The sequence below is a fragment of the Enterobacter sp. H2G27 genome, assembly GCF_054403075.1.
The window spans coordinates 3066953-3090218 of sequence record NZ_JBSVSI010000001.1 but is presented as its reverse complement, the minus strand read 5'-3'; the positions used below and the strand labels follow the sequence as shown (position 1 = coordinate 3090218).

Genomic DNA, 23266 nt, shown 5'->3' with positions numbered 1-23266 from the left:
CCCAACAGGAGAGAATATGACGATTACCTGCCCGGATTGCCGGGCACCGCTTGAGCCTCTGAATGGGGTGGCACACTGCGAGAGCTGTAATAAGGATATTGCGCTTGAAGCCCGCTGCCCGGAGTGCCATCAGCCACTCCAGGTCTTAAAAGCCTGTGGGGCGGTGGATTATTTCTGCCAGAACGGCCACGGTCTTATCTCCAAAAAACGCGTGGAGTTCGTTCGGGCCGAAGGTTAATCGCACACGCAGCCTTCGCCTTTCTTCCACAGCTCGACCAGCGACTCGGGCGCTTCCTGCTCCGGTACCAGCACGATGATATCGGCGTAGTGCGCCTGATTTTGCCCGGTCCAGATAATCTGGATGCGGAAATAGCGCTGGTCGCCGCTGCCGGGTGACGAGGCCTGTCCCGGCGGCTGACCGCGCGGAAAGGCCTGCTCCAGGATGCTTACCAGGCGCTGGCGCTGGGCCTCATTGAGCGAGGAGAGCGCGATGGTGCGCTGTCCGCTCAGCTTGGGAATAAAAGCGACGCCGCCTTCCCGGGCCAGCTCAACAACGGCGTCATCCGTCAGTTCCGGAACCTGCATTTACAACACTCCCACCTGTTCCCAGGCTTGTTTAATGGCCGCCCCCACGTCGCCGCCGGAACGTTTCTCTCCGTGCGCGATCGTCAGTTTTGCGAAGGCCTCAAAATCCGCATCCTGCGCCAGATTGCGATCGCAAACCGTATCGTACCAGGCATAACCCGCTTTTTTCCAGGCGTAGCCGCCGATCGCCGTTGCCGCCAGATAAAATGCCCGGTTGGGGATGCCGGAGTTCAAGTGCACGCCGCCGTTATCCTCGCGCGTTTTAATGAAATCTTTCATGTGCGCGGGCTGCGGGTCTTTGCCAAGCAGCGGATCGTTGTAGGCAGTGCCCGGTTCAGACATCGAGCGCAGCCCTTTGCCGTTGATACCTTTTGCCAGTAATCCCTCACCAATCAGCCAGTCCGCTTTATCGGCGGTTTGCTTCAGATGGTATTGCTTCACCAGTGAGCCAAACACGTCCGACAGCGACTCGTTCAGCGCGCCGGATTGCTCAAAATAGATAAGCCCGGCTTCGGTCTCGGTTACGCCGTGGCTCAGCTCGTGCGCCACGACGTCTATGGCGATGGTAAAGCGGTTAAATATTTCTCCGTCACCGTCGCCGAATACCATCTGCTGACCGTTCCAGAAGGCGTTCTGATATTCCCGGCCATAGTGAACGGTGCCGGTCAAAATAAGTCCTTTATTATCGAGCGAATCGCGCTGATATTCTTTCCAGAAGAAATCATGGGTAATACCTAAATACTCGTAGGCCTCATCCACCGCTATATCGCCGTTCGACGGCTGGCCTTCGTAACGCACCTGCGTGCCCGGTAGTTCCTGAGTCTGCTTCGCGTCGTAAATATCACGCTCGAGCTGTCCGGCTTTATTCACGTGCGGCGCGGCGGGTTTCCCCGGCATATGGGCCATCAGCGTCTGGACATGGGTTAAGGTCTGGCGGGCACAGCGCTGCTGCGGTTCGGAACCGCTTTCGATAATACGACGAAGAATATACGGCGGAATAACGCTATTAAGATGGGTCATGCTGCTCTCCTTATTAAAAAAGGGAATAGCAGCAGTATAGTAAGTAACCGGCGAAGAATTATCCGGTTTTACGCTGACGCGTTTTTTTCACCGGTTTAATTGATTTCACTTCGCTTTCTACCCAGCCGTCTGACAGGCGCGTCGTCAGCATATCGCCTGTACTCACCTGTTTGGTTTGCTTCAGCACTTTGCCGTCCGTCGCCGTCGTCACGCTATAGCCGCGCGCCAGCGTGGAGAGGGGGCTAACCGCTTCAAGGTGGGTCACCGCATTGCCAAAGCGTTCGCGGGTGGTGCTCAGTCGCGCACGGATAGTTTCCGCCAGACGATACTCCAGCTGCTGAATTCGCGTTTGCGCGCGATAAATTTTCGGCTGCGGGTTCTGCTGGTTCAGGCGCTGGGTCGCGCGCTGCTGGCGCGATATCGCGCGCTTAAGCTGCGCGTCCACCGCAACGTTCATGCGCTGACGCAGACGTTCCAGAACGGTCTGCTGACGCGCCAGACGCAGCTGCGGGTGCTGCTGCTGTAGACGGTGGTGAAGCTGGGTAAAGCGCCGGGTCCGGTTGGCGAGGTAGTAGTCCATCGCCATCTCAAGACGCTGCTGGCCGTTCTGAATCTGACGCAGCAGCTCAAGCTGGTTGCGGCTGACCACTTCCGCCGCCGCGGACGGTGTAGGCGCGCGGAGATCCGCGACAAAATCGGCGATCGTTACGTCCGTTTCGTGGCCGACGGCGCTCACCACGGGGATCTGACTTGCAAAGATTGCCCGCGCCACGCGCTCGTCGTTAAAGCTCCACAAGTCTTCCAGCGAGCCGCCGCCGCGTCCGACGATTAAGACGTCGCACTCCTGACGCGCGTTCGCCAGCTCAATGGCGCGCACAATCTGGCCCGGCGCATCTTCACCCTGCACGGCGGTCGGGTAGATGATGACGGGCAGGGAAGGGTCGCGACGCTTCAGGACGTGCAAAATATCGTGCAGTGCCGCACCGGTTTTCGAGGTGATGACCCCAACGCAGTGGGCGGGGGAGGGCAGCGTCTTTTTGTACTGCTTGTCGAACAGCCCCTCGGCAGAAAGCCGTGCTTTTAACTGTTCATACTTCTGCTGCAGCAGGCCTTCGCCCGCAGGCTGCATGCTCTCGACGATAATCTGATAGTCGCCGCGCGGCTCATACAGGGTGATATTGGCGCGAACCAGAACCTGCTGGCCGTGCTGAGGGCGAAACGTCACGCGACGGTTGCTATTGCGGAACATCGCGCAGCGCACCTGGGCGGTGTCGTCTTTTAAGGTAAAGTACCAGTGACCGGAGGACGGCTGCGTGAAGTTAGAGATCTCACCGCTGATCCAGACCTGCCCCATTTCCTGTTCAAGCAGCAAACGCACCGTCTGATTCAGGCGGCTGACGGTATAAATTGAGGGGGATTGAGAGGATAACATGTGAGCGGGATCAAATTCTAAATCAGCAAGTTATTCAGTCGATAGTAACCTGCTGAGAGGCAATCGCAAGCTTTTTTATAAAAAAGTGTAGATGCAATCGGTTACGCTCTGTATAATGCCACGGCAATATTTAACCACCCAGGTCAGAGATATTGCCCATGCTACGTATCGCTAAAGAAGCACTGACGTTTGACGACGTCCTCCTCGTTCCCGCTCACTCCACCGTTCTGCCGAATACTGCCGATCTCAGCACGCAGTTGACGAAAACCATTCGCCTGAACATTCCTATGCTCTCTGCGGCAATGGACACCGTGACTGAAGCGCGCCTGGCTATTGCCCTGGCACAGGAAGGCGGCATTGGCTTTATCCACAAAAACATGTCCATCGAACGTCAGGCAGAAGAAGTTCGCCGCGTGAAGAAGCATGAATCCGGCATCGTGTCTGACCCACAGACCGTTCTGCCAACCACCACGCTGCACGAAGTGAAAGCCCTGACCGAACGTAACGGCTTCGCCGGTTACCCGGTGGTGACCGAAGAGAACGAGCTGGTCGGTATTATTACCGGTCGTGACGTGCGTTTCGTGACTGACCTGAACCAGCCTGTTAGCGTGTACATGACGCCAAAAGAGCGTCTGGTCACCGTTCGCGAAGGTGAAACCCGCGATGTGGTGCTGGCAAAAATGCACGAAAAACGCGTTGAAAAAGCGCTGGTTGTTGACAGCAACTTCCACCTGCGCGGCATGATCACCGTTAAAGATTTCCAGAAAGCAGAACGTAAGCCTAACGCCTGTAAAGACGAGCATGGCCGTCTGCGCGTTGGCGCTGCGGTAGGCGCAGGTGCCGGTAACGAAGAGCGCGTTGACGCGCTGGTTGCAGCGGGCGTTGACGTCCTGCTGATTGACTCCTCTCACGGCCACTCCGAAGGCGTTCTGCAGCGTATCCGTGACACCCGTGCCAAATACCCTGACCTGCAGATCATCGGCGGTAACGTGGCGACGGGCGCAGGTGCTCGCGCGCTGGCTGACGCCGGCTGCAGCGCGGTGAAAGTGGGTATCGGCCCTGGCTCTATCTGTACTACCCGTATCGTGACCGGCGTGGGCGTTCCGCAGATCACCGCGGTGTCTGACGCGGTTGAAGCGCTGGAAGGCACCGGTATTCCGGTTATCGCTGACGGCGGTATCCGCTTCTCTGGCGACATCGCGAAAGCGATCGCAGCGGGCGCAGCTGCCGTAATGGTAGGCTCCATGCTGGCCGGTACCGAAGAATCCCCGGGTGAAATCGAACTCTACCAGGGCCGTTCTTACAAATCTTACCGCGGTATGGGCTCCCTGGGCGCGATGTCCAAAGGCTCCTCTGACCGTTACTTCCAGACCGATAACGCCGCAGACAAACTGGTGCCAGAAGGTATCGAAGGTCGCGTTGCCTATAAAGGCCGTCTGAAAGAAATTATTCACCAGCAGATGGGCGGCCTGCGCTCCTGTATGGGTCTGACCGGCTGTGGTACCATTGACCTGCTGCGTACTAAAGCGGAATTCGTACGCATCAGCGGTGCGGGTATCCAGGAGAGCCACGTTCACGACGTGACGATCACCAAAGAGTCCCCGAACTACCGTCTGGGCTCCTGATAAGTTTCCGCGCCCGGCTTCTGCCGGGCGCTCTGTTTTTGTTTCACTTGCCTCGGAATTAGCGTCAATGACGGAAAACATTCATAAACATCGCATTCTCATCCTGGACTTTGGTTCTCAGTACACTCAGCTGGTGGCGCGTCGCGTGCGTGAACTGGGCGTTTACTGTGAGCTGTGGGCGTGGGATGTCACGGAAGCACAGATTCGCGAATTCAATCCAAGCGGCATCATCCTGTCCGGCGGCCCGGAAAGTACCACCGAAGAGAACAGCCCGCGCGCGCCGCAGTACGTGTTCGAAGCTGGCGTGCCGGTATTTGGCGTCTGCTACGGTATGCAGACCATGGCAATGCAGCTGGGCGGCCACGTAGAAGGCTCCAGCGAGCGCGAGTTCGGCTATGCGCAGGTTGAAGTGGTTAACGACAGCGCGCTGGTGCGCGGTATCGAAGACTCCCTGACCGCAGACGGCAAACCGCTGCTGGACGTATGGATGAGCCACGGCGACAAAGTTACCGCCATCCCGTCTGACTTCGTGACCGTTGCCAGCACCGAAAGCTGCCCGTTTGCCATCATGGCGAACGAAGAAAAGCGCTTCTACGGCGTGCAGTTCCACCCGGAAGTGACCCACACCCGTCAGGGTATGCGCATGCTGGAGCGCTTCGTGCGCGACATCTGCCAGTGTGAAGCTCTGTGGACCCCGGCAAAAATCATCGACGACGCCGTTGAGCGTATCCGCCAGCAGGTTGGCGATGACAAAGTGATCCTCGGCCTCTCCGGCGGCGTGGACTCCTCCGTGACCGCGATGCTGCTGCACCGCGCCATCGGCAAAAACCTGACCTGCGTCTTCGTGGACAACGGTCTGCTGCGTCTGAACGAAGCCCAGCAGGTTATGGACATGTTCGGTGACCACTTCGGTCTGAACATCGTTCACGTGGAAGGCGAGCAGCGCTTCCTGGCCGCGCTGAAAGGCGAGAACGATCCGGAAGCAAAACGTAAGATCATCGGCCGCGTGTTCGTGGAAGTGTTCGACGAAGAAGCGCTGAAGCTGGACGACGTGAAGTGGCTGGCGCAGGGTACCATCTACCCTGACGTGATCGAGTCTGCGGCTTCCGCCACCGGTAAAGCACACGTCATCAAATCTCACCACAACGTGGGCGGCCTGCCGAAAGAGATGAAGATGGGCCTGGTTGAACCGCTGCGCGAGCTGTTCAAAGACGAAGTGCGTAAGATCGGTCTGGAACTGGGTCTGCCGTACGACATGCTCTACCGTCACCCGTTCCCGGGCCCGGGTCTGGGCGTGCGCGTGCTGGGTGAAGTGAAGAAAGAGTACTGCGACCTGCTGCGTCGCGCGGACGCTATCTTCATCGAAGAGCTGCACAAAGCTGACCTGTACAACAAGGTAAGCCAGGCGTTCACCGTGTTCCTGCCGGTTCGCTCCGTCGGCGTGATGGGCGATGGCCGTAAGTACGACTGGGTTGTTTCCCTGCGTGCGGTGGAAACCATTGACTTCATGACCGCGCACTGGGCGCATCTGCCGTATGACTTCTTAGGCCGCGTGTCTAACCGCATCATCAACGAAGTGAACGGTATTTCCCGCGTGGTGTATGACATTAGCGGTAAACCACCGGCTACGATTGAGTGGGAATAATGTCCCTCTGAATTAACCCAAAACCCTCTGCCTGTGCAGGGGGTTTTTTTATTGCCTTACTTCCCCTCTCCCAGCCGATACGCCAGCGCCACCACCAGCGACTGCACCAGGCACAGCGTCGCCGACTGCGAGCGAAACGCATCCACCTGAGCCTCCTTCACCACAAAGCAGAGATCGCTGAACGTCGCCAGCGGGCTAATCTGGCTGTCCGTAATCACGATCTGCCGTGCGCCGACGCTGGCGGCGGTTTCGCTGACCATCACCGTCTCTTCCGCGTACGGCGAGAAGCTGATCGACACCACGATGTCGCGCGCCTTAATGCGGCTGATCTGCTCGCGCAGCATGCCGCCCATACCGTCGAGCAGGATAGGGCGGCACTCCAGATGGCTTAGAGCGTAGGTGAGGTAGGCCGCGACGCTAAAGGAGCGGCGCAGCCCGGCGATGTAGATGGTGTCGGCCTCGGCCAGCAGCTGTACTGCGCGCTCCAGCATCTCCGGCTCGGCGCGGGCGGCCAGCTGCTGCAGCGCCTGCGCGTTCGAGCGGGCAAACTCCTGCAGGATATCGAGCGGCGTTTCCGGCACGGCCTCGCTCTCCATCTCGCGGAACAGCCGGGCGCGGTCGCTGTAGCTGGCGGTCTCCTCCACCAGGTTCATGCGAAACAGCTGTTTCATTTCGTTGAAGCCGGTGAAGTCAAAGGCGTTGGCAAAGCGGATCAGCGTCGAGGGCGGCACGTCGGCGCGTTCTGCAATGACGGCAACCGTATCAAAGGCCACGCTGTTGGTGTTGTCCAGCACGTAGCGGGAGACCTGCTGCAGCCTCTTGCTCAGGCTATCGTAGCGATCGCGGATTTGCTGCTGCAGTTCGTTCAGGCTGGTTGCTGTCGTCATCTTATCCCCCAAATACAGTCTTATGATTCTAAACGCAAAACCGCGTCTTTTAAATGTCGGCCATCCATCTGGCAGCAAAAATGAAACAGAAACTTCAGTCATTTCCTCGCCCGAAATCCCTTAATAGCGCACGCTGCGTCAGTGTTGTTGCCTGTTAACATAAAAATCCATCCTTGATCACAATAATCATCATTTATTTTATTTCAACTTAAAATGGAATATTTGTTTCATATATAGTGTTCAGTACCGAGTGTTCAGGTAACAGTCACGTATCAACAGCGAGAGGTTAAGGATGGAGACGGTAGCGAATTTTATTCACGGCGAATGTGTCACCGGTTCAGGCCAGCGCGTTCAGGCGATCTTCAACCCGGCCACCGGCGAGCAGATCCGCCAGGTGGTGATGAGTACGGCACAGGAAACGGAGCAGGCCATTGCCGCCGCGCAGCAGGCGTTTCCGGCGTGGGCGCGTCATGCTCCGCTTAAGCGCGCGCGCGTGATGTTCCGCTTCAAAGCGCTGCTTGAAGAGAACATGGATCGCCTGGCCCGCCTCATCAGCGAAGAGCACGGTAAGGTCTTCTCCGACGCGGTGGGCGAACTGACCCGCGGCCTGGAAGTGGTGGAGTTTGCCTGCGGTATTCCGCATCTGCAAAAGGGTGAACATTCTGCGAACGTCGGTACCGGCGTCGACAGCCACTCGCTGATGCAGCCGCTCGGCGTCTGCGCCGGGATCACCCCGTTTAACTTCCCGGCGATGGTGCCGATGTGGATGTTCCCGATTGCGCTGGCGACCGGCAACACCTTCGTGCTGAAGCCGTCGGAAAAAGATCCTTCCCTGGCGCTGGCGCTGGCGCAGCTGCTTAAAGAGGCCGGCCTGCCGGACGGCGTGTTCAACGTGGTGCAGGGCGATAAAGAGTCCGTTGACGTACTCCTGACCGACCCGCGCGTGCAGGCGGTGAGCTTTGTCGGCTCCACGCCAATTGCGGAATACATTTACCAGACCGCGTCCGCCCACGGTAAGCGCTGCCAGGCGCTGGGCGGCGCGAAAAACCACTGCATTTTAATGCCGGATGCCGACATGGAGATGGCGACCAACGCCATCATGGGCGCGGCCTACGGCGCGGCGGGCGAACGCTGCATGGCACTCTCGGTGGTGCTGGCGGTGGGGGATAAAACTGCCGATGAGCTCTGCACCCGGCTGGAAAAACAGATTGCCGCGCTGCGCGTCGGGCCGGGCCTGGACCAGTCGCCGGAAAACGAAATGGGACCGCTCATCTCCTCCGCGCACCGCAGCAAGGTGCTGGGCTACATCGACAGCGGGGAAGCGCAGGGGGCGACGCTTCGCGCGGACGGCCGCGGCTTCAGCGTGAAGGGCCACGAGCAGGGCTATTTTGTCGGGCCGACGCTGTTCGATAACGTCACTCCTGAGATGACCATCTATAAAGAAGAGATTTTTGGCCCGGTGCTTTCTGTGGTGCGCGTAGCAGATTACGCCAGCGCGGTGGATCTGATTAACCGCCATGAATATGGTAATGGTTCGGCGATCTTCACCCGCGACGGCGGCTGCGCGCGCCGCTTCTGCGAAGAGGTGCAGGCGGGCATGGTGGGGGTCAACGTGCCGATTCCGGTGCCGATGGCATTCCACAGTTTCGGCGGCTGGAAGCGTTCCATCTTCGGCGCGCTCAACGTTCACGGCAGCGACGGCGTGCGCTTCTACACCCGAATGAAAACCATCACCGCGCGCTGGCCGGAAATGCAGCAGGAGACAGGCGCTGCGTTCTCTATGCCAACGCTGGGCTGACAGGAGGTTTTATGCAAACCGAACGTATGACCATGGCCCAGGCGCTGGTCCGGTTCCTTAATCAACAGTACGTCAGCGTGGACGGCAACGAAACTCCCTTCGTGGAGGGCGTCGCCACGATCTTTGGGCACGGCAACGTGCTGGGCATTGGCCAGGCGCTGGAGCAGGATCCCGGCCATCTGCAGGTGATGCAGGGCTGCAACGAGCAGGGCATCGCCCATATGGCGACGGGATTCGCCAAACAGCACCGCCGTCAGCGCATTTTTGCCGTCACCTCCTCCGTCGGGCCGGGTGCCGCCAATATGGTCACGGCGGCGGCAACCGCCACGGCGAACCGCATCCCGCTGCTGCTGCTCCCGGGCGATATCTACGCCAGCCGCCAGCCGGACCCGGTACTGCAGCAGATCGAGCTGTATCACGATCTCAGCATCAGCACCAACGACTGCTTCCGCCCGGTCTCCCGCTACTGGGACCGCATCAACCGTCCCGAGCAGCTGATGAGCGCAATGCTTAGCGCGATGCGAACGCTTACTGACCCGGCAGATACCGGTGCGGTTACGATTTGCCTGCCGCAGGACGTGCAGGGGGAAGCGTGGGATTACCCGCTAAGCTTCTTTGCGCGTCGCGTGCACCACATCGAGCGTCGTCCACCCGATCCGCAGCGTCTGGCGCAGGCGCGGGCGCTGATCGCCCGCAAGCGTCGCCCTCTGGTGGTGTGCGGCGGCGGGGTGCGTTATTCCGGCGCGCATGAGGCGTTTCGCGATTTTGTCGAGACGCTGCAGCTGCCGTTTGCCGAAACTCAGGCCGGAAAGGGGGCGCTGGTAAGTGACCACCCGCTTAACCTCGGTGGCGTAGGGGTGACGGGCGGAATGGCGGCCAACCAGCTCGCGCCGCAGGCTGACCTGGTGATTGGCATCGGCACGCGCCTGACCGACTTTATCACCGGCTCCAAGGCGCTCTTTTCCCATCCGGACGTCGAATTTCTGCTGCTGAACGTGGCCGAGTTTGACGCTCTGAAGCTGGACGCTACGGCGCTGATTGCCGACGCTCAAACCGGGCTCGAGGCATTGACCCACGCGCTCGGTGATTACCGCAGCGGCTGGGGAGAGGCGATCGCTGAGGCGAAATCCGCCTGGCGCGACGAGTGCCGCCGCCTGTGGGATCGCCAGTGGCGTCCTGACGACGCGCCCGAAGTGGCGGGGCACCTGGACGCGCAGTTGGCGGAGTACGGCGAGGCGCTCAATACCCGCCTGACCCAGACGCGGGTGCTGGGGCTGATCAACCAGCATGTTGAAGATAACGCCATCGTGGTGGGCGCGGCCGGTTCGCTGCCGGGCGATTTACAGCGCCTCTGGCAGGTCAAAACGCCGGACAGCTATCACCTGGAGTACGGCTACTCCTGCATGGGTTACGAGATTGCGGCAGCCATCGGCGCGAAGCTTGCCCGACCCGAGCAGCCGGTATACGCCATGGTGGGGGATGGCTCCTACATGATGCTGCACTCCGAGCTGCAAACCGCGGTGCAGGAGGGCATTAAGGTCACCGTTCTGCTGTTTGATAACGCCGGCTTCGGCTGCATTAACAACCTGCAGATGGGGCACGGCATGGGCAGCTTTGGCACGGAAAACCGCCACCGCAACCCGGAAACCGGACGCCTTGACGGTCCGCTGGTGAAGGTCGATTTTGCGCAAAATGCGGAGAGCTACGGCTGCCGCGCGTGGCGGGTGAACGATGAGCAAAGCCTGCTGGCGGCGCTCGAGGCATCGCGGGCGCATCCCGGCCCAACGCTGCTGGACATCAAGGTGCTACCGAAGACCATGACCCACGACTACGCCTCCTGGTGGCGAACCGGTGATGCGCAGGTGGCAGAATCGTCTGCCGTGCGTGAAGCCGCGGAGCAAACGCAGGCGCAGGTGAAAAAAGCCCGTCAGTATTGAGTTTTCCCGAAGTAACGAAATTTTCATTTCATTTTCCACTCACCCTAACCCTCTCCCCAATGTGGAGAGGGTTAGGGTCGGTGCGCTCTTTTCCCCCTCGCCCCTTTGGGGAGAGGGCCGGGGTGAGGGGCTAGCAGCACCTTCTTCCATGTTGTGAGATTGATAACAAAATTTATCTCATTCATCTCAAAAGTGTTAACCTGCACTCAAAAACATAATTTTCACTATTTATAAAAATGAAATAAATGTTTTATTTATAGGGTCGTTAGTTCACAGCATTCACCAACACCGGGAGCCGTTATGTTTAACATTGCTTTACTGGGCGCTGGCCGAATTGGCCAGGTACATGCAGCTAACATCGCCAGCCACGGCGCGACCACGCTCTGGTCCGTGGTTGACCCGAATCAGGAATTTGCCACCCGCCTCGCCACGCAGTATCAGGCCCGCCAGCAGAGCCTGGATGAAGCGATGACCGACCCTAACGTTCACGCCGTGCTGATCGCCTCCGCCACCGATACCCACGCGGACCTGATTGAAATGGCCGCCCGCCACGGCAAGGCCATCTTCTGTGAAAAGCCGGTACACCTCGACCTCGCCCGCGTGCGCGACTGCCTGAAGGTGGTAAAAGAGTATGACGTGCCGCTGTTTATCGGCTTTAACCGCCGCTTTGATCCGCAGTTCCGCCGCGTGAAAACCGACGCGCAGGCCGGGTGCATCGGCAAACCGGAATCGTTGCTCATCATCTCCCGCGACCCGTCTCCGCCGCCTGCGGAGTACGTGCGCGTTTCCGGCGGCATGTTCCGCGATATGACCATTCACGACTTTGACATGGCCCGCTTCATCATGGGCGAAGAGCCGGTGTCGGTGTATGCCCAGGGCAGTAACCTGGTGGATCCGGCGATTGGCGAGGCGGGGGACATCGATACTGCGTTTATCGTCCTGAAATACGCTTCCGGCGCGATGGCGACCATCGTCAACAGCCGCCGCTCATCTTACGGCTACGACCAGCGCCTGGAGCTGCACGGCTCTGAAGGGCTGCTGTGCGCGGGCAACATTCTGGAAAACCAGGTGCAGCACTACGGCAAACAGGGCTGCACCAGCGCGCTGCCGGAACACTTCTTCCTGCAGCGCTACAAATCCGCTTACGCCGCGGAATGGGAACACTTTGTCGCGGTCCTGCGCGGCGAAGCGGTGCCTGACTGCAGCGGCGATGATGGTGAACGTGCGCTGTACCTCGCGGATAAAGCGCTGGAGTCACTGCGCAGCCAGCGCGAGATCGTCCTCTAAACACCACAACCCTACACAGAGAGACATAATAATGAAAAAACTGATCGTAGCCGCCCTCATCGCCATGACGTCCGGGGCCGCCCTCGCCGAAAACGAGCAAATCGTTTTCAGTACGCCAAACCTGGCCATGCCGTTTGAAGTTCACATGCAGCGCACGGCGGTAAAAGCCGCAAAAGAGATGGGCGTGAAGCTTCAGGTACTGGACGGGCAGGGCAGTTCACCGAAGCAGGTGGCTGACCTGGAAAACGCCATCACCCGCGGCGCGCAGGGCTTTATCGTCTCCCCGAACGACGTGAACGCGGTCTCCAGCGCGGTGGATGAAATTCAGGATGCGAAGCTGCCGGTGGTCACCCTTGACCGCTCCGTCGACAGCCAGAAGAAGGTGCCGCACTTTGGCGCCAACAACTACAAAGGCGGCCAGGCGATTGGCGACTTCGTCAAAACCAAATTCCCCGACGGGGCGGAGATCATTCTGCTGACCGGCCAGCCGGGCTCCTCCTCCAACATCGAACGCACCAAAGGGATCCGCGACAGCCTGAAGGCAGGCGGGGATAAGTACAAGATCGTCGCCGATCAGACCGGCAACTGGATGCGTTCTGAAGGGATGCGCATCGTGGAAAGCGTGCTGCCCTCGCTGCCGAAGCGTCCTCAGGTGATCCTCTCCGCCAACGACGACATGGCGCTGGGGGCGATCGAAGCGCTGCAGAGCCAGGGCGTGAAGCCGGGCGAAATTCTGGTCACCGGCTTTGATGCGGTACCGGAAGCGCTGGCCCGCGTGCGCGACGGCTGGCTGGCGGTGACGGCGGATCAGCGTCCGGGCTTTGCGGTGCAGACGGCGATGAGCCAGCTGGTGGCCAACGTGCGCGAGAAAAAAGCCATCACCGGGGCCGACTACCCGCCGACGCTGATCACCAAAGAAAACCTGCAGCAGGCTGAGCGTATCGGTGAGGCCGGTAACTGATTTATCCGCAGCCGCCGCTGGCGCGGCGGCTCACTCTAAAGGAGGAGCAGACCGATGTCGCAACCCTTACTGAAAGTGACCGACCTGGCAAAAAGCTTTTCCGGCGTCTGGGCGTTAAGCAGCGCCCAGCTGACCGTCGGCGCGGGCGAGATCCACGCCCTGCTGGGGGAAAACGGGGCGGGTAAATCCACGCTGCTGAAGGCGCTCGCGGGGGCGCAGCCGCAAACCCGCGGGGAGATCTGGTTCAACGGCGAAACGCTGCCGGTGGACGACTCCCCGGTGGAACGGCAGAACAAGGGCATTATCACCATCTATCAGGAATTCAACCTGCTGCCCAACATGACCGTCGCGGAAAACATGTTTCTCGGGCGCGAGCCGCGTAAACGTAACCTGATCGTCGACGAAAAGGCGGTCAATCAGGAGGCGCAGGTCATTCTCGACTATCTGCAGCTGAACGTTGCGCCGACCACCCCGGTCGCCCGCCTGAGCGTGGCCCAGCAGCAGATGGTGGAGATCGCCCGGGCGCTGACCCTCAACGCCCGGCTAATCATTATGGACGAACCTTCCGCCGCGCTGAGCGACAGCGAGGTGGAAAGCCTGCACCGCGTGGTGCGCGAGCTTAAAAACCGTGGCGTGAGCATTATCTATGTCACCCACCGTCTGCACGAAGTTTTCCAGCTCTGCGATCGCTTCACCGTTTTCCAGGACGGCCGTTTCACCGGCACCGGCGCGGTGGCGGAGACCAACGTCGAACAGCTGATCCGCCTGATGGTCGGGCGCGACGTGGCCTTTAATCGCCGTCCCGCCAGCGAAACCCATCATGAGGACAAACCCGTCCGCCTGGCGGTGAAGGGGCTGAGCCGCGAAAAGCCGCCGCTGGATCCGCACGGCATCGCCCTGCACGACATCAGCTTCCACGTCCACGCCGGGGAGGTCTTAGGCATTGCCGGACTGGTGGGCGCCGGGCGCACCGAAGTGGCCCGCTGCCTGTTTGGCGCAGATGCCTTTACCTCGGGCAGCTTTGAACTGGACGGCGTACCGTACCAGCCGCGCGACCCGCTCTATGCGCTCGATCAGGGCGTGGCGCTGGTGCCGGAAGACCGCAAAAAAGAGGGGGCGGTGCTGGGGCTGTCGATTCGCGACAACCTGTCGCTCTCCTGCCTCTCCTCGCTGCTGCAGTGGCGCTGGTTCGTGAACACCCGCAAAGAGGACGATCTGATCGAGTCCTATCGCAAGGCGCTGCAGATCAAAATGGTCAACAGCGCGCAGGAGGTGCGCAAGCTCTCCGGCGGTAACCAGCAAAAGGTGATCCTCGCGCGCTGCATGGCGCTCAACCCGCGGGTGCTGATCGTAGATGAGCCGACGCGCGGCATTGACGTGGGGACCAAATCAGAAGTGCACCAGGTGCTGTTTGACATGGCGAAAAAGGGCGTGGCGGTGATCGTGATCTCCTCCGATCTGCCTGAAGTGATGGCGGTGTCAGACCGGATCATCACCCTGAGCGAAGGGCGAGTGACCGGCGAGATCCACGGTGACGACGCTAACGAAGAACGGCTGATGACGATGATGGCCATCAACCACAACGCCCTGAACGCGGCATAACGGAGTTTCTCATGACGCAGATGATTTCTAAAACGCAGGCCCCGGTCAAACGCGCCGGACGCATCGATCCCATCGCCTTCTTCGAGCGCTTCGGGGTGCTGATTTTCATGATCCTGCTGCTGATCTTCTTCCAGTCGCAGAACAGTAATTTTTTCTCTGAACGCAATATTTTCAACATCCTGACCGAAGTCTCCATCTACGGGATCATGGCCGTGGGGATGACCTTTGTCATCCTGACCGCCGGGATCGACCTTTCCGTCGGCTCCATTCTGGCGGTCTGCGCCATGACCGCGGCGTACGTGATTAAGGGCGACAACTTCACCACCGTCGACCCGAACGCCTGGGGCGGCATGAGCTGGCTGATTGGTCTGGGGATTTGTCTGGCGATGGGCACGGCGATTGGATTCCTGCACGGTCTGGGCGTAACACGCCTGCGCCTGCCGCCGTTCATCGTGACCCTCGGCGGGATGACCATCTGGCGCGGCCTGACGCTGGTGATCAACGACGGCGCGCCGATTGCCGGTTTCGATCAGGGCTACCGCTGGTGGGGGCGCGGGGAGCTGCTCGGCATCTCCATTCCGATCTGGATCTTCGCCATCGTCGCCCTCGGCGGCTATCTGGCGCTGCATAAAACCCGCTGGGGCCGCTTCGTCTACGCCATCGGCGGTAACCCGGAGGCGGCGCGCCTGGCGGGGGTGAACGTCAAGCGCGTGCTGGTCAGCGTCTATGTGCTGATCGGCTGTCTGGCGGGACTGGCGGGCTTCATCCTGAGCGCGCGTCTGGGGAGCGCCGAGGCGGTGGCCGGGATCTCCTTTGAGCTGCGCGTCATCGCCTCGGTGGTGATCGGCGGTACCTCGCTGATGGGCGGCTACGGGCGCATCGGCGGCACCATTATCGGCTCCATCATCATGGGGATTCTGATTAACGGCCTGGTGCTGATGAACGTCTCGGCCTACTACCAGCAGATTATCACCGGATTAATTATCGTTCTGGCGGTGGCGTTTGATACCTACGCCAAGAGCCGTCGCGGCGCACTGTGAGGATCACGATGAAAGAGGTTCGTATTGGATTAATTGGCACCGGGTATATCGGCAAGGCGCACGCTATCGCCTATGCCCAGGCCCCAACGGTGTTCAACCTGCGCGGCAGGCTGGTGCGCGAGATGGTGGCTGAAGTCACGCCGGAGCTGGCGTCAGAGCGCGCGCAGGCGTTTGGCTTCAACCGCTCCACCGGCGACTGGCGGGCGCTGGTGGCCGACCCGGCTATTGACGTGGTGGATATTTGCTCACCCAACCATCTGCATAAAGAGATGGCGCTGGAGGCGATCCGCCACGGCAAGCACGTCTACTCGGAGAAGCCGCTGGCGCTGAACGCCCACGACGCGCGGGAGATGGTTGACGCCGCGAAGCAGGCCGGGGTGAAAACGCTGGTGGGGTTCAACTACATGAAGAACCCGACGGCGCAGCTGGCGAAGGAGATTATCGCCCGCGGCGAGATAGGCGAGGTGATCCACTTCTACGGCACCCACAACGAAGACTATATGGCCGACCCGTTGTCGCCTATTCACTGGCACTGCTTTAAAGAGACCGCCGGGCTGGGGGCGCTGGGCGACCTCGCGGCGCACATCGTCAACATGGCCCAGTACCTGGTGGGGGATATCGAGCAGGTCTGCGGCGATCTGAAGATCGTGGTCCCGGAGCGCCCGGCGAAGGCTGGAGCGTCGGACATGATTGCCGTCGAAAACGAGGATCAGGCCCACGCAATGGTGCGCTTCGCGGGCGGGGCGCAGGGGGTGATTGAAACCTCCCGTGTCGCCTGCGGCCGCAAAATGGGGTTGTCATATGTGATAACCGGAACGAAAGGCGCTATCAGCTTCACCCAGGAGCGCATGGCGGAGCTGAAGCTCTATCTGCATGACGATCCGGTTAACCGTCAGGGGTTCCGCACCTTGCTCGTCGGCCCGGCGCACCCGGACTACGCCGCGTTCTGCATGGGCGCAGGACACGGGATTGGCTTTAACGATCAAAAAACGGTGGAGGTGCGCGATCTGGTGGACGGGATTGCCGCCGACGCGCCGATGTGGCCGGACTTCGAAGAGGGCTGGAAGGTGTCGCGCGTGCTGGACGCGATTGCGCTCTCGCACCGGGAAGGCCGCTGGCTGAACGTGAACGACATTGTCTGATGAGGTATCAACGTGGAAAAGCAGTTTGATGTGATATGCATGGGCCGCGTGGCGGTAGACCTCTACAGCCAGCAGATTGGTGCCCGTCTGGAGGATGTGTCGAGCTTCGCCAAATATCTCGGCGGGTCGTCCGGCAACGTGGCGTACGGCACCGCCCGTCAGGGTTTACGCTCGTCGATGCTGGCGCGCGTCGGCGATGAACATATGGGCCGCTTCCTGCGCGAAGAGCTCAACCAGGTGGGCTGCGATACCAGCCATCTGATTACCGATAAACAACGCCTAACGGCGCTGGTGCTACTCGGCATTAAAGACCGGGACACCTTTCCACTGATTTTTTATCGCGATAACTGCGCGGACATGGCGATTACCGCCAGCGATGTGGACGAAAGCTACATTGCCTCCGCACGTTGTCTTGCCATCACCGGGACCCACCTTTCTCATCCGCAGACCCGCGAGGCGGTGCTGACGGCGCTGGGCTATGCCCGCCGTCACGGCGTGCGCACGGTGCTGGACATCGACTACCGTCCGGTGCTGTGGGGGCTGACCGCCTTAGGCGACGGGGAAACGCGCTTTATCGCCGCCGATAAGGTCACCCGCGAGTTGCAGGAGGTGCTTCACCTCTTCGACGTTATTGTCGGCACCGAAGAGGAGTTTCACATTGCGGGCGGCAGCACGGATACCCTGCAGGCGCTGGAGCAGGTGCGCGCCGTCAGTGAAGCAGCGCTGGTCTGCAAACGCGGCGCGCTCGGCTGCTCGGTCTACACCGACGCCATTCCGTCCCGGCTGGACGACGGCCTGACGGTGACCGGCGTGCGCGTGGAGGTGCTGAACGTCCTCGGCGCGGGGGACGCGTTTATGTCCGGCCTGCTGCGCGGCTATCTGAACGACGAGGGCTGGGAGCAGGCGTGCCGCTACGCCAACGCCTGCGGCGCGCTGGTGGTCTCGCGCCACGGCTGCGCCCCGGCGATGCCGAGCAAAATCGAGCTGGATGACTATCTGTCGCGCGCTGCAGATGTGCCGCGCCCGGATCTCGACCCGCGTCTTAACCATCTCCACCGGGTGACCACCCGACGCCGCGAGTGGCCGGAGCTGTGCGTGATGGCCTTCGACCACCGCAGCCAGCTTGAGGATATGGCGATGCAGTGCGGCGCGTCGCTTAAGCGCATTCCGGCGCTGAAGCAGCTGATCCTGCAGGCCAGCCGCGAGGCGGCGAGCCGCGCCGGGCTGGAGGGCAAAGCCGGTCTGCTGTGCGACGGCACCTTTGGTCAGGACGCGCTGAACGCCATTACCGGCGAAGGGTGGTGGATTGGCCGCCCCATTGAGCTGCCGGGCTCGCGTCCGCTGGAGATGGAGCATGGCAACATCGGCACCCAGCTCATCAGCTGGCCGCAGGAGCACGTGGTGAAATGCCTGGTCTTTTTCCATCCGGAAGACGCCCACGGCCTGCGCCTGGAGCAGGAGCAGAAAATTGCCGAGGTGTACCACGCCTGCTGCCGGTCCGGGCACGAGCTGCTGCTGGAGGTGATCCTGCCCGCGACCATGCCGCGCAGCGACGAGCTCTACCTGCGCGCTATCTCCCGCTTCTACAACCTCGGCATTTACCCGGACTGGTGGAAGCTGCCGCCGCTCTCCGCCGACGGCTGGACGGCGCTGAGCGAGATTATCGAACGCCGGGATCCGCACTGCCGCGGGGTAGTGATCCTCGGCCTGGACGCCCCGGCGGAACAGCTGCGCGCTGACTTTAAAGCCGCAGCGGGTCAGACGCTGGTGAAAGGCTTCGCCGTAGGGCGCACGCTGTTTGGCGATGCCTCCCGCGCGTGGCTGAAACACGATATTGACGATGCGCAGCTGGTGGCGCGCATCAGGGACAACTACCTGCAGCTTATCGCCTGGTGGCGCGAGCGCGGACACGCATAATGGAGACGACAATGAGTGTACAACTGGGCATTAACCCGCTGACGTGGACGAACGACGATCTGCCTTCTCTTGGCGCAGAGACGTCGCTGGAGACCTGCCTGAGCGAAGGTAAAGAGGCCGGTTTCGCCGGCTTCGAGCTGGGCAATAAGTTCCCGCGCGAAGCGCGCCTGCTCGGCCCCATCCTTCAGCGCCATGACCTGCAGCTGGTCTCCGGATGGTACTCCGGCCGCCTGCTGGATCGCAGCGTGGAGGAGGAGATCGCCGCCGTGCAGTCCCACCTGACGCTGCTGCGCGAGCTGGGGGCGAAGGTGCTGGTCTTTGCGGAAGTGAGCGGCTGCATTCACGGCGAGCAGCAGACGCCGGTGCATCTGCGCCCGCGCTTCCCGCAGTCACGCTGGAAGGAGTACGGCGAGAAGCTTACCGAATTTGCCCGCTACACCCAGCAGCAGGGCGTGCAGATTGCCTACCATCACCATATGGGCACGGTGATTGAGTCCGCCGACGACGTGGACAACCTGATGACCCACACCGGCGACGCGGTGGGGCTACTGCTCGATACCGGCCATCTGACCTTTGCCGGGGCCGATCCGCTGGCGGTGGCGCAGCGCTGGGCGTCGCGTATCAACCACGTTCACTGCAAAGACGTGCGTGCCGACGTGCTGGCGGACGTGAAAAACCGTAAAACCAGCTTCCTTGATGCGGTACTGAGCGGCGTGTTTACGGTGCCGGGCGACGGCTGCGTGGATTATCCGCCGATTATGCAGCTGCTGAAGGCGCAGGACTATCACGGCTGGCTGGTGGTCGAGGCGGAGCAGGATCCGGCCATTGCCCATCCGCTTACCTACGCCCGTCTGGGGTACAACAACCTGAGCCGCCTGGCGCGCGACGCCGGGCTTATCTGAGGAGGCGACATGTCACGTTTGCTATCACGCTGGCAACAGCCGAACGCGGAGGGACGCACCCAGTCCGTCACGCCGGAAAGCGCAGGGTGGGGGTACGTCGGCTTTGAGGCGTATGAGCTGCAGGAGGGGCAGACGCTGACGCTGCCCGCCGTCAGCGAAGAGCGCTGTCTGGTGCTGGTCGCCGGACGCGCCTCCATCAGCACGCCCTCCGCGCAGTTTACCGACATTGGCGGGCGAATGAGCCTGTTCGAGCGCATCAAGCCGTGGGCGGTGTACGTCACCCCGCAGGAGACGGTGCAGGTGAAGGCGCTGACGAAGCTTGAGCTGGCGGTCTGCGCCGCGCCTGGCAAGGGCACGTATCCGACGCGGCTGATTGCGCCGCAGGATATCGACGGTGAAGCGCGCGGCAAAGGTCACAACCAGCGCTATGTGCACAACATTTTGCCGGAAGACAGGCCCGCCGATAGCCTGCTGGTGGTGGAGGTCTGGACTAACGAGGGCTGCACCAGCTCGTACCCGAGCCACAAGCATGACACGGATAACCCGCCGCAGGAAACCTATCTGGAGGAGACCTACTACCATCGCCTCAACCCGGAGCAGGGGTTCTGCATGCAGCGCGTCTACACCGACGACAGAACGCTGGATGAGTGTATGGCGGTCTATAACCGTGACGTGGTGATGGTGCCGAAGGGCTACCACCCGGTGGCGACGATGGCCGGGTATGACAGCTACTACCTCAACGTGATGGCCGGGCCGGTGCGCAAATGGATGTTCACCTGGGAGGAGGACCACGCGTGGATTAATCGCGATTATCCCGGGGATAGCGGGCACTGAGGCTATTATTTGCCGGGTGGCGCTGCGCTTACCCGGCCTACAATTTACAAAATATTATTTTGCTTCAATCGCCTGCTCAATCGTCCGGGCAACGATCTGCGGCTGGCTCACCATCGATACGTGGCTTGCCGCCACCTCGGTGGTTTTCGCGTGGATCGTCTTCGCCATCGCCCGTTCAAGATCGGGGTTGATCATTCGGTCATTCTTGCTGACCACATACCAGCTCGGTTTGTCATGCCACGCCGCGTGGACGACTTTTTCACCAAACGCCTCTGCCTTAATTGGCCCCTGCGTGGCTGCAATCGTATCTTGAATGGCTGGCTTCACGTCAGGCGCGAAATCCTTCCTGACGGCTTCCGTCGGCAGGTATAAATAGCCGTCCGCCGTTTTGGCAATGCCCGCGCTACCCGGCGGTGCAGGGTAGCTTCCTGCCAGGTCCGCCGTCGACTGGCCGGAATCCGGGGCGAACGCCGCCACGTACACCAGCGATTTTACCCGCGCATCGTTTCCCGCCTCGCTAATCACGGTGCCGCCCCAGGAGTGGCCCACCAGCACCACGTCACCCTGCGCACGGGCGATGGCCCGCTTTGTGGCGACAACGTCATCGTTGAGCGACGTGAGCGGGAGCTGGACGGCAATGACCTCGGCGTGCTGCTTCTGCAACAGGGCAATCACCTTATTCCAGCTGCTGCCGTCGGCAAACGCGCCGTGAACCAGCACGACGCTGGTTTTACCCTGTGCAAAGGCGCTGGCGGAAAGCGCCAGCAGGCCTGCCGTTAGTACAGTCAGTGCTTTCATCTTGAGACTCCTTAAAAATGGTGGACCGCCGCGTGGGGCGGTACGGTGAATTCAATGGTTTTGTGGTCGAGCGGCTTGTGTGTCGGGTCGGCCAGAATAATCGTCACCTTGTGTTTACCGGCGGGGAGTCCCACCAGAATCACCGGCTCTCCGCTGGCGTCAGCCCAGTGCCAGGGCGCGTCATCCACCACCACGTGAATGTGTCCGATGCGCGGGGTGACCTTGAGCGCTTCAGGTCCGAATACCGGCTCGATGCGCAGGTTTTCGGCACGGTACTGGATAAATACCGCGCCTTTGCTCAGCGGCCCGGCAAGCGGGGGATCGACGATCAGCTTTGCGGGTGGTTGCGGCTGCGCCAGCGGGGCAACGGCGGCGGGGCCGTTAACGTCCCCGGCGCTCAGGTTGTCCAGCGGCGTGGCCTGGGCATGGGCTACAGATGCCAGGATAAGCAGGGTGATAAGTGCATAACGACGGGTCATCGGTCTCTCTCCTCATCGGTTCTGAATGGCGACAGGGAAAGAAAACCATTTTTATGTATCGGAGATATTTGCCGGAGGCGGCGTTTTGTACCCGTTTGTCAGCGTGGCGCTCTGGATACAGTGCGATACAGTTTGCTTCCCGGGACAGCGCACGATCGCTATCGCCAGCCCGGCAATCACCAGCGTCAGCCCCGTCGACACCCCCATTGCGCCAGCGATCCCCAGCGTTTTATTTAGCCACGCATAGGCAAACGGTGAGGCTGCGGCCATAAGTTGGCCCGGGATAAGCAGCATGCCCGTACGGCGGGCATAGCTTTCGGTGTTAAACAGTTCCAGCGGCAGCGTGGCTTTCACGATGGTGACCAGCCCGTTGATGGCACCGTAACCCAACACAAATCCGGCCGCGCACCAGACAAACTGGGAACTGCTTAGCCCAACCAGAAAGCAGAGCGGCATGGCGAGCGCGGTAAAAAGCGTGAGTTTGAAGGGGGTTAAGCGGGCGCCCGCCAGCACTTCCAGCGAGCGAGCACCCGTCTGGCCGATCCCCCACAGCATGCCGATGGCGACAGGCAGACCGAAGTGGGCAATAAACTCCGGCAGATGGGTGGACGTGCCGTTCGAAACAAAGGTAATGAGGGCAATGAAGATGGCATAAAGCCAGCCGTTACGCCGCTCGCTGCTCAAAGGCGGCGCGGTGACCTTTGTCGTCACCGTTAGCCGCTGACGGGGAAGCGTTCTTATCAGCGCCGCGCTCAGCAGGCCGAACAGAGCATAGACGCGCAGCGCGTCCTGCCAGCGCATAACCTGAAGCAGAGCATCGCCCAGCGGCCAGAAGACGGCGGAGGCCAGTCCGCCCGCCAGCGTGACGCGTGAGATTATTCTGCGCGCCTGCTGCCCGTAGAGGTTCACCAGCGCGGCGAACAGCGCATCGTAAAGCGACAGGCGCATGCCTGTGCCGGCGACCAGCCAGGCACAGTACCAGCCAAAAAGCGTCTGGGTATACGCCATCCCTGCGCAGCTTGCGGCGATCAGCAACGTTCCGCTCATCACCACCGTCTGACCGCCAAAGCGTGCCAGCAGGCGGGCGACAAAAGGGGATACCGCCGCCATCACCAGCATCGCCAGCGTCAGGCCGAGGTAAATCTGCGGTGAAGACCATCCCCGGTCGGCTGAAATGGCCAGCGCAAAGGTGCCCGGCATATAAAACGAGATCCCCCAGTTGATGAGTTGATTACATCCGGCTGTGAGGGCGAGGCGGCGTGGCAGGGCAGGTGTTTCCATTATTTTTCATTCCGCTATGCAGTTGTCCTGAGCATAACGGGCGCGGTATTGTGCTGGCAGGGCAGCAACCTTATGCGCGGTATAAGAGAAACTT

At 60.8% G+C, this 23266-nt stretch carries 20 protein-coding genes; 13 read left to right on the top strand and 7 right to left on the bottom strand.

All coding sequences use genetic code 11. The features are described 5' to 3' along the window. Nucleotides 1-16: 16 nt before the first annotated feature. Entirely contained in the window at nucleotides 17-238 is a 222-nt protein-coding gene (locus ACW9E7_RS14550; RefSeq protein ID WP_115875994.1) for a zinc ribbon domain-containing protein, read from the top strand. Here the strand turns inward: ACW9E7_RS14550 and ACW9E7_RS14545 are convergent. From ACW9E7_RS14545 to xseA, 3 genes are read right to left on the bottom strand one after another with little or no spacing between them, the layout of a single operon-like run. Continuing rightward, complete coding sequence (locus tag ACW9E7_RS14545; RefSeq protein WP_024908659.1) at nucleotides 235-585, bottom strand: protealysin inhibitor emfourin; 351 nt, start codon at nucleotides 583-585, stop codon at nucleotides 235-237. The genes ACW9E7_RS14550 and ACW9E7_RS14545 overlap by 4 nt on opposite strands. Next, complete coding sequence (locus tag ACW9E7_RS14540; RefSeq protein ID WP_111965157.1) at nucleotides 586-1605, bottom strand: M4 family metallopeptidase; 1020 nt, start codon at nucleotides 1603-1605, stop codon at nucleotides 586-588. A gap of 58 nt (nucleotides 1606-1663) precedes the next feature. After that, nucleotides 1664-3037, bottom strand: a complete 1374-nt coding sequence (gene xseA, locus ACW9E7_RS14535; RefSeq protein WP_367896862.1) for an exodeoxyribonuclease VII large subunit — start codon at nucleotides 3035-3037, stop codon at nucleotides 1664-1666. Between the two features lie 158 nt (nucleotides 3038-3195). On the opposite strand from xseA, the gene guaB reads away from it, so the two are divergent. Both guaB and guaA read left to right on the top strand, forming a co-directional pair. Next, nucleotides 3196-4662: an IMP dehydrogenase gene (guaB, locus tag ACW9E7_RS14530; RefSeq protein ID WP_008502128.1), complete on the top strand. Its 1467-nt coding sequence runs from the start codon at nucleotides 3196-3198 to the stop codon at nucleotides 4660-4662. A gap of 67 nt (nucleotides 4663-4729) precedes the next feature. Next, on the top strand, nucleotides 4730-6307 hold the full coding sequence (gene guaA, locus ACW9E7_RS14525) for a glutamine-hydrolyzing GMP synthase (protein WP_325813830.1): 1578 nt from the start codon (nucleotides 4730-4732) through the stop codon (nucleotides 6305-6307). A gap of 56 nt (nucleotides 6308-6363) precedes the next feature. Here the strand turns inward: guaA and ACW9E7_RS14520 are convergent, their stop codons facing one another. Continuing rightward, nucleotides 6364-7194, bottom strand: a complete 831-nt coding sequence (locus ACW9E7_RS14520; protein WP_325813828.1) for a MurR/RpiR family transcriptional regulator — start codon at nucleotides 7192-7194, stop codon at nucleotides 6364-6366. Between the two features lie 292 nt (nucleotides 7195-7486). Between ACW9E7_RS14520 and ACW9E7_RS14515 the strand changes: the two genes are divergently transcribed. The 10 genes from ACW9E7_RS14515 to iolB all read left to right on the top strand — a co-directional run bounded on the left by ACW9E7_RS14515 (nucleotide 7487) and on the right by iolB (nucleotide 20614). Continuing rightward, a complete protein-coding gene (locus ACW9E7_RS14515) occupies nucleotides 7487-8992 on the top strand; it encodes a CoA-acylating methylmalonate-semialdehyde dehydrogenase (protein WP_325813827.1) in 1506 nt (501 codons plus the stop codon). Nucleotides 8993-9003: 11 nt separating this feature from the next. Continuing rightward, the gene (gene iolD, locus ACW9E7_RS14510; RefSeq protein WP_458727982.1) at nucleotides 9004-10929 is read left to right on the top strand and encodes a 3D-(3,5/4)-trihydroxycyclohexane-1,2-dione acylhydrolase (decyclizing); all 1926 of its coding nucleotides are present in this window, start codon (nucleotides 9004-9006) and stop codon (nucleotides 10927-10929) included. Between the two features lie 300 nt (nucleotides 10930-11229). After that, nucleotides 11230-12216, top strand: a complete 987-nt coding sequence (iolG, locus tag ACW9E7_RS14505) for an inositol 2-dehydrogenase (RefSeq protein WP_127731936.1) — start codon at nucleotides 11230-11232, stop codon at nucleotides 12214-12216. Between the two features lie 31 nt (nucleotides 12217-12247). Continuing rightward, the gene (locus ACW9E7_RS14500; RefSeq protein ID WP_008502118.1) at nucleotides 12248-13177 is read left to right on the top strand and encodes a sugar ABC transporter substrate-binding protein; all 930 of its coding nucleotides are present in this window, start codon (nucleotides 12248-12250) and stop codon (nucleotides 13175-13177) included. 54 nt (nucleotides 13178-13231) lie between these two features. Next, nucleotides 13232-14779: a sugar ABC transporter ATP-binding protein gene (locus ACW9E7_RS14495; protein ID WP_021241823.1), complete on the top strand. Its 1548-nt coding sequence runs from the start codon at nucleotides 13232-13234 to the stop codon at nucleotides 14777-14779. A gap of 11 nt (nucleotides 14780-14790) precedes the next feature. Continuing rightward, complete coding sequence (locus tag ACW9E7_RS14490) at nucleotides 14791-15819, top strand: ABC transporter permease (RefSeq protein ID WP_008502116.1); 1029 nt, start codon at nucleotides 14791-14793, stop codon at nucleotides 15817-15819. An 8-nt stretch (nucleotides 15820-15827) separates the two neighbouring features. After that, nucleotides 15828-16961 (top strand): Gfo/Idh/MocA family protein, encoded by a 1134-nt coding sequence (locus ACW9E7_RS14485; RefSeq protein WP_458727981.1) that lies wholly within the window; start codon nucleotides 15828-15830, stop codon nucleotides 16959-16961. A 12-nt stretch (nucleotides 16962-16973) separates the two neighbouring features. Beyond that, nucleotides 16974-18878, top strand: a complete 1905-nt coding sequence (locus ACW9E7_RS14480) for a bifunctional 5-dehydro-2-deoxygluconokinase/5-dehydro-2-deoxyphosphogluconate aldolase (protein ID WP_133294904.1) — start codon at nucleotides 16974-16976, stop codon at nucleotides 18876-18878. An 11-nt stretch (nucleotides 18879-18889) separates the two neighbouring features. Further along, a complete protein-coding gene (gene iolE / locus ACW9E7_RS14475) occupies nucleotides 18890-19780 on the top strand; it encodes a myo-inosose-2 dehydratase (protein ID WP_133294903.1) in 891 nt (296 codons plus the stop codon). 9 nt (nucleotides 19781-19789) lie between these two features. Then, the gene (gene iolB, locus ACW9E7_RS14470) at nucleotides 19790-20614 is read left to right on the top strand and encodes a 5-deoxy-glucuronate isomerase (protein WP_143345391.1); all 825 of its coding nucleotides are present in this window, start codon (nucleotides 19790-19792) and stop codon (nucleotides 20612-20614) included. Nucleotides 20615-20668: 54 nt separating this feature from the next. Here iolB and ACW9E7_RS14465 read toward each other — a convergent pair whose 3' ends face one another. The 3 genes from ACW9E7_RS14465 to ACW9E7_RS14455 are packed head-to-tail and all read right to left on the bottom strand — an operon-like array spanning nucleotide 20669 to nucleotide 23172. After that, nucleotides 20669-21412, bottom strand: a complete 744-nt coding sequence (locus tag ACW9E7_RS14465; RefSeq protein WP_458727980.1) for an alpha/beta fold hydrolase — start codon at nucleotides 21410-21412, stop codon at nucleotides 20669-20671. 11 nt (nucleotides 21413-21423) lie between these two features. After that, nucleotides 21424-21891, bottom strand: coding sequence for a DUF6130 family protein (locus ACW9E7_RS14460; RefSeq protein WP_458727979.1), 468 nt, complete (start codon nucleotides 21889-21891; stop codon nucleotides 21424-21426). A 51-nt stretch (nucleotides 21892-21942) separates the two neighbouring features. Then, the gene (locus tag ACW9E7_RS14455; protein WP_458727978.1) at nucleotides 21943-23172 is read right to left on the bottom strand and encodes an MFS transporter; all 1230 of its coding nucleotides are present in this window, start codon (nucleotides 23170-23172) and stop codon (nucleotides 21943-21945) included. Nucleotides 23173-23266: the final 94 nt, after the last annotated feature.

What these genes read in the sequence shown, in the direction of transcription:
- ACW9E7_RS14550 (WP_115875994.1), top strand. Translation starts at nt 17, where the DNA reads ATGACGATTACCTGCCCGGATTGCCGGGCACCGCTTGAGCCTCTGAAT.
- ACW9E7_RS14545 (WP_024908659.1), bottom strand. Translation starts at nt 585, where the DNA reads ATGCAGGTTCCGGAACTGACGGATGACGCCGTTGTTGAGCTGGCCCGG.
- ACW9E7_RS14540 (WP_111965157.1), bottom strand. Translation starts at nt 1,605, where the DNA reads ATGACCCATCTTAATAGCGTTATTCCGCCGTATATTCTTCGTCGTATT.
- xseA (WP_367896862.1), bottom strand. Translation starts at nt 3,037, where the DNA reads ATGTTATCCTCTCAATCCCCCTCAATTTATACCGTCAGCCGCCTGAAT.
- guaB (WP_008502128.1), top strand. Translation starts at nt 3,196, where the DNA reads ATGCTACGTATCGCTAAAGAAGCACTGACGTTTGACGACGTCCTCCTC.
- guaA (WP_325813830.1), top strand. Translation starts at nt 4,730, where the DNA reads ATGACGGAAAACATTCATAAACATCGCATTCTCATCCTGGACTTTGGT.
- ACW9E7_RS14520 (WP_325813828.1), bottom strand. Translation starts at nt 7,194, where the DNA reads ATGACGACAGCAACCAGCCTGAACGAACTGCAGCAGCAAATCCGCGAT.
- ACW9E7_RS14515 (WP_325813827.1), top strand. Translation starts at nt 7,487, where the DNA reads ATGGAGACGGTAGCGAATTTTATTCACGGCGAATGTGTCACCGGTTCA.
- iolD (WP_458727982.1), top strand. Translation starts at nt 9,004, where the DNA reads ATGCAAACCGAACGTATGACCATGGCCCAGGCGCTGGTCCGGTTCCTT.
- iolG (WP_127731936.1), top strand. Translation starts at nt 11,230, where the DNA reads ATGTTTAACATTGCTTTACTGGGCGCTGGCCGAATTGGCCAGGTACAT.
- ACW9E7_RS14500 (WP_008502118.1), top strand. Translation starts at nt 12,248, where the DNA reads ATGAAAAAACTGATCGTAGCCGCCCTCATCGCCATGACGTCCGGGGCC.
- ACW9E7_RS14495 (WP_021241823.1), top strand. Translation starts at nt 13,232, where the DNA reads ATGTCGCAACCCTTACTGAAAGTGACCGACCTGGCAAAAAGCTTTTCC.
- ACW9E7_RS14490 (WP_008502116.1), top strand. Translation starts at nt 14,791, where the DNA reads ATGACGCAGATGATTTCTAAAACGCAGGCCCCGGTCAAACGCGCCGGA.
- ACW9E7_RS14485 (WP_458727981.1), top strand. Translation starts at nt 15,828, where the DNA reads ATGAAAGAGGTTCGTATTGGATTAATTGGCACCGGGTATATCGGCAAG.
- iolE (WP_133294903.1), top strand. Translation starts at nt 18,890, where the DNA reads ATGAGTGTACAACTGGGCATTAACCCGCTGACGTGGACGAACGACGAT.
- iolB (WP_143345391.1), top strand. Translation starts at nt 19,790, where the DNA reads ATGTCACGTTTGCTATCACGCTGGCAACAGCCGAACGCGGAGGGACGC.
- ACW9E7_RS14465 (WP_458727980.1), bottom strand. Translation starts at nt 21,412, where the DNA reads ATGAAAGCACTGACTGTACTAACGGCAGGCCTGCTGGCGCTTTCCGCC.
- ACW9E7_RS14460 (WP_458727979.1), bottom strand. Translation starts at nt 21,891, where the DNA reads ATGACCCGTCGTTATGCACTTATCACCCTGCTTATCCTGGCATCTGTA.
- ACW9E7_RS14455 (WP_458727978.1), bottom strand. Translation starts at nt 23,172, where the DNA reads ATGGAAACACCTGCCCTGCCACGCCGCCTCGCCCTCACAGCCGGATGT.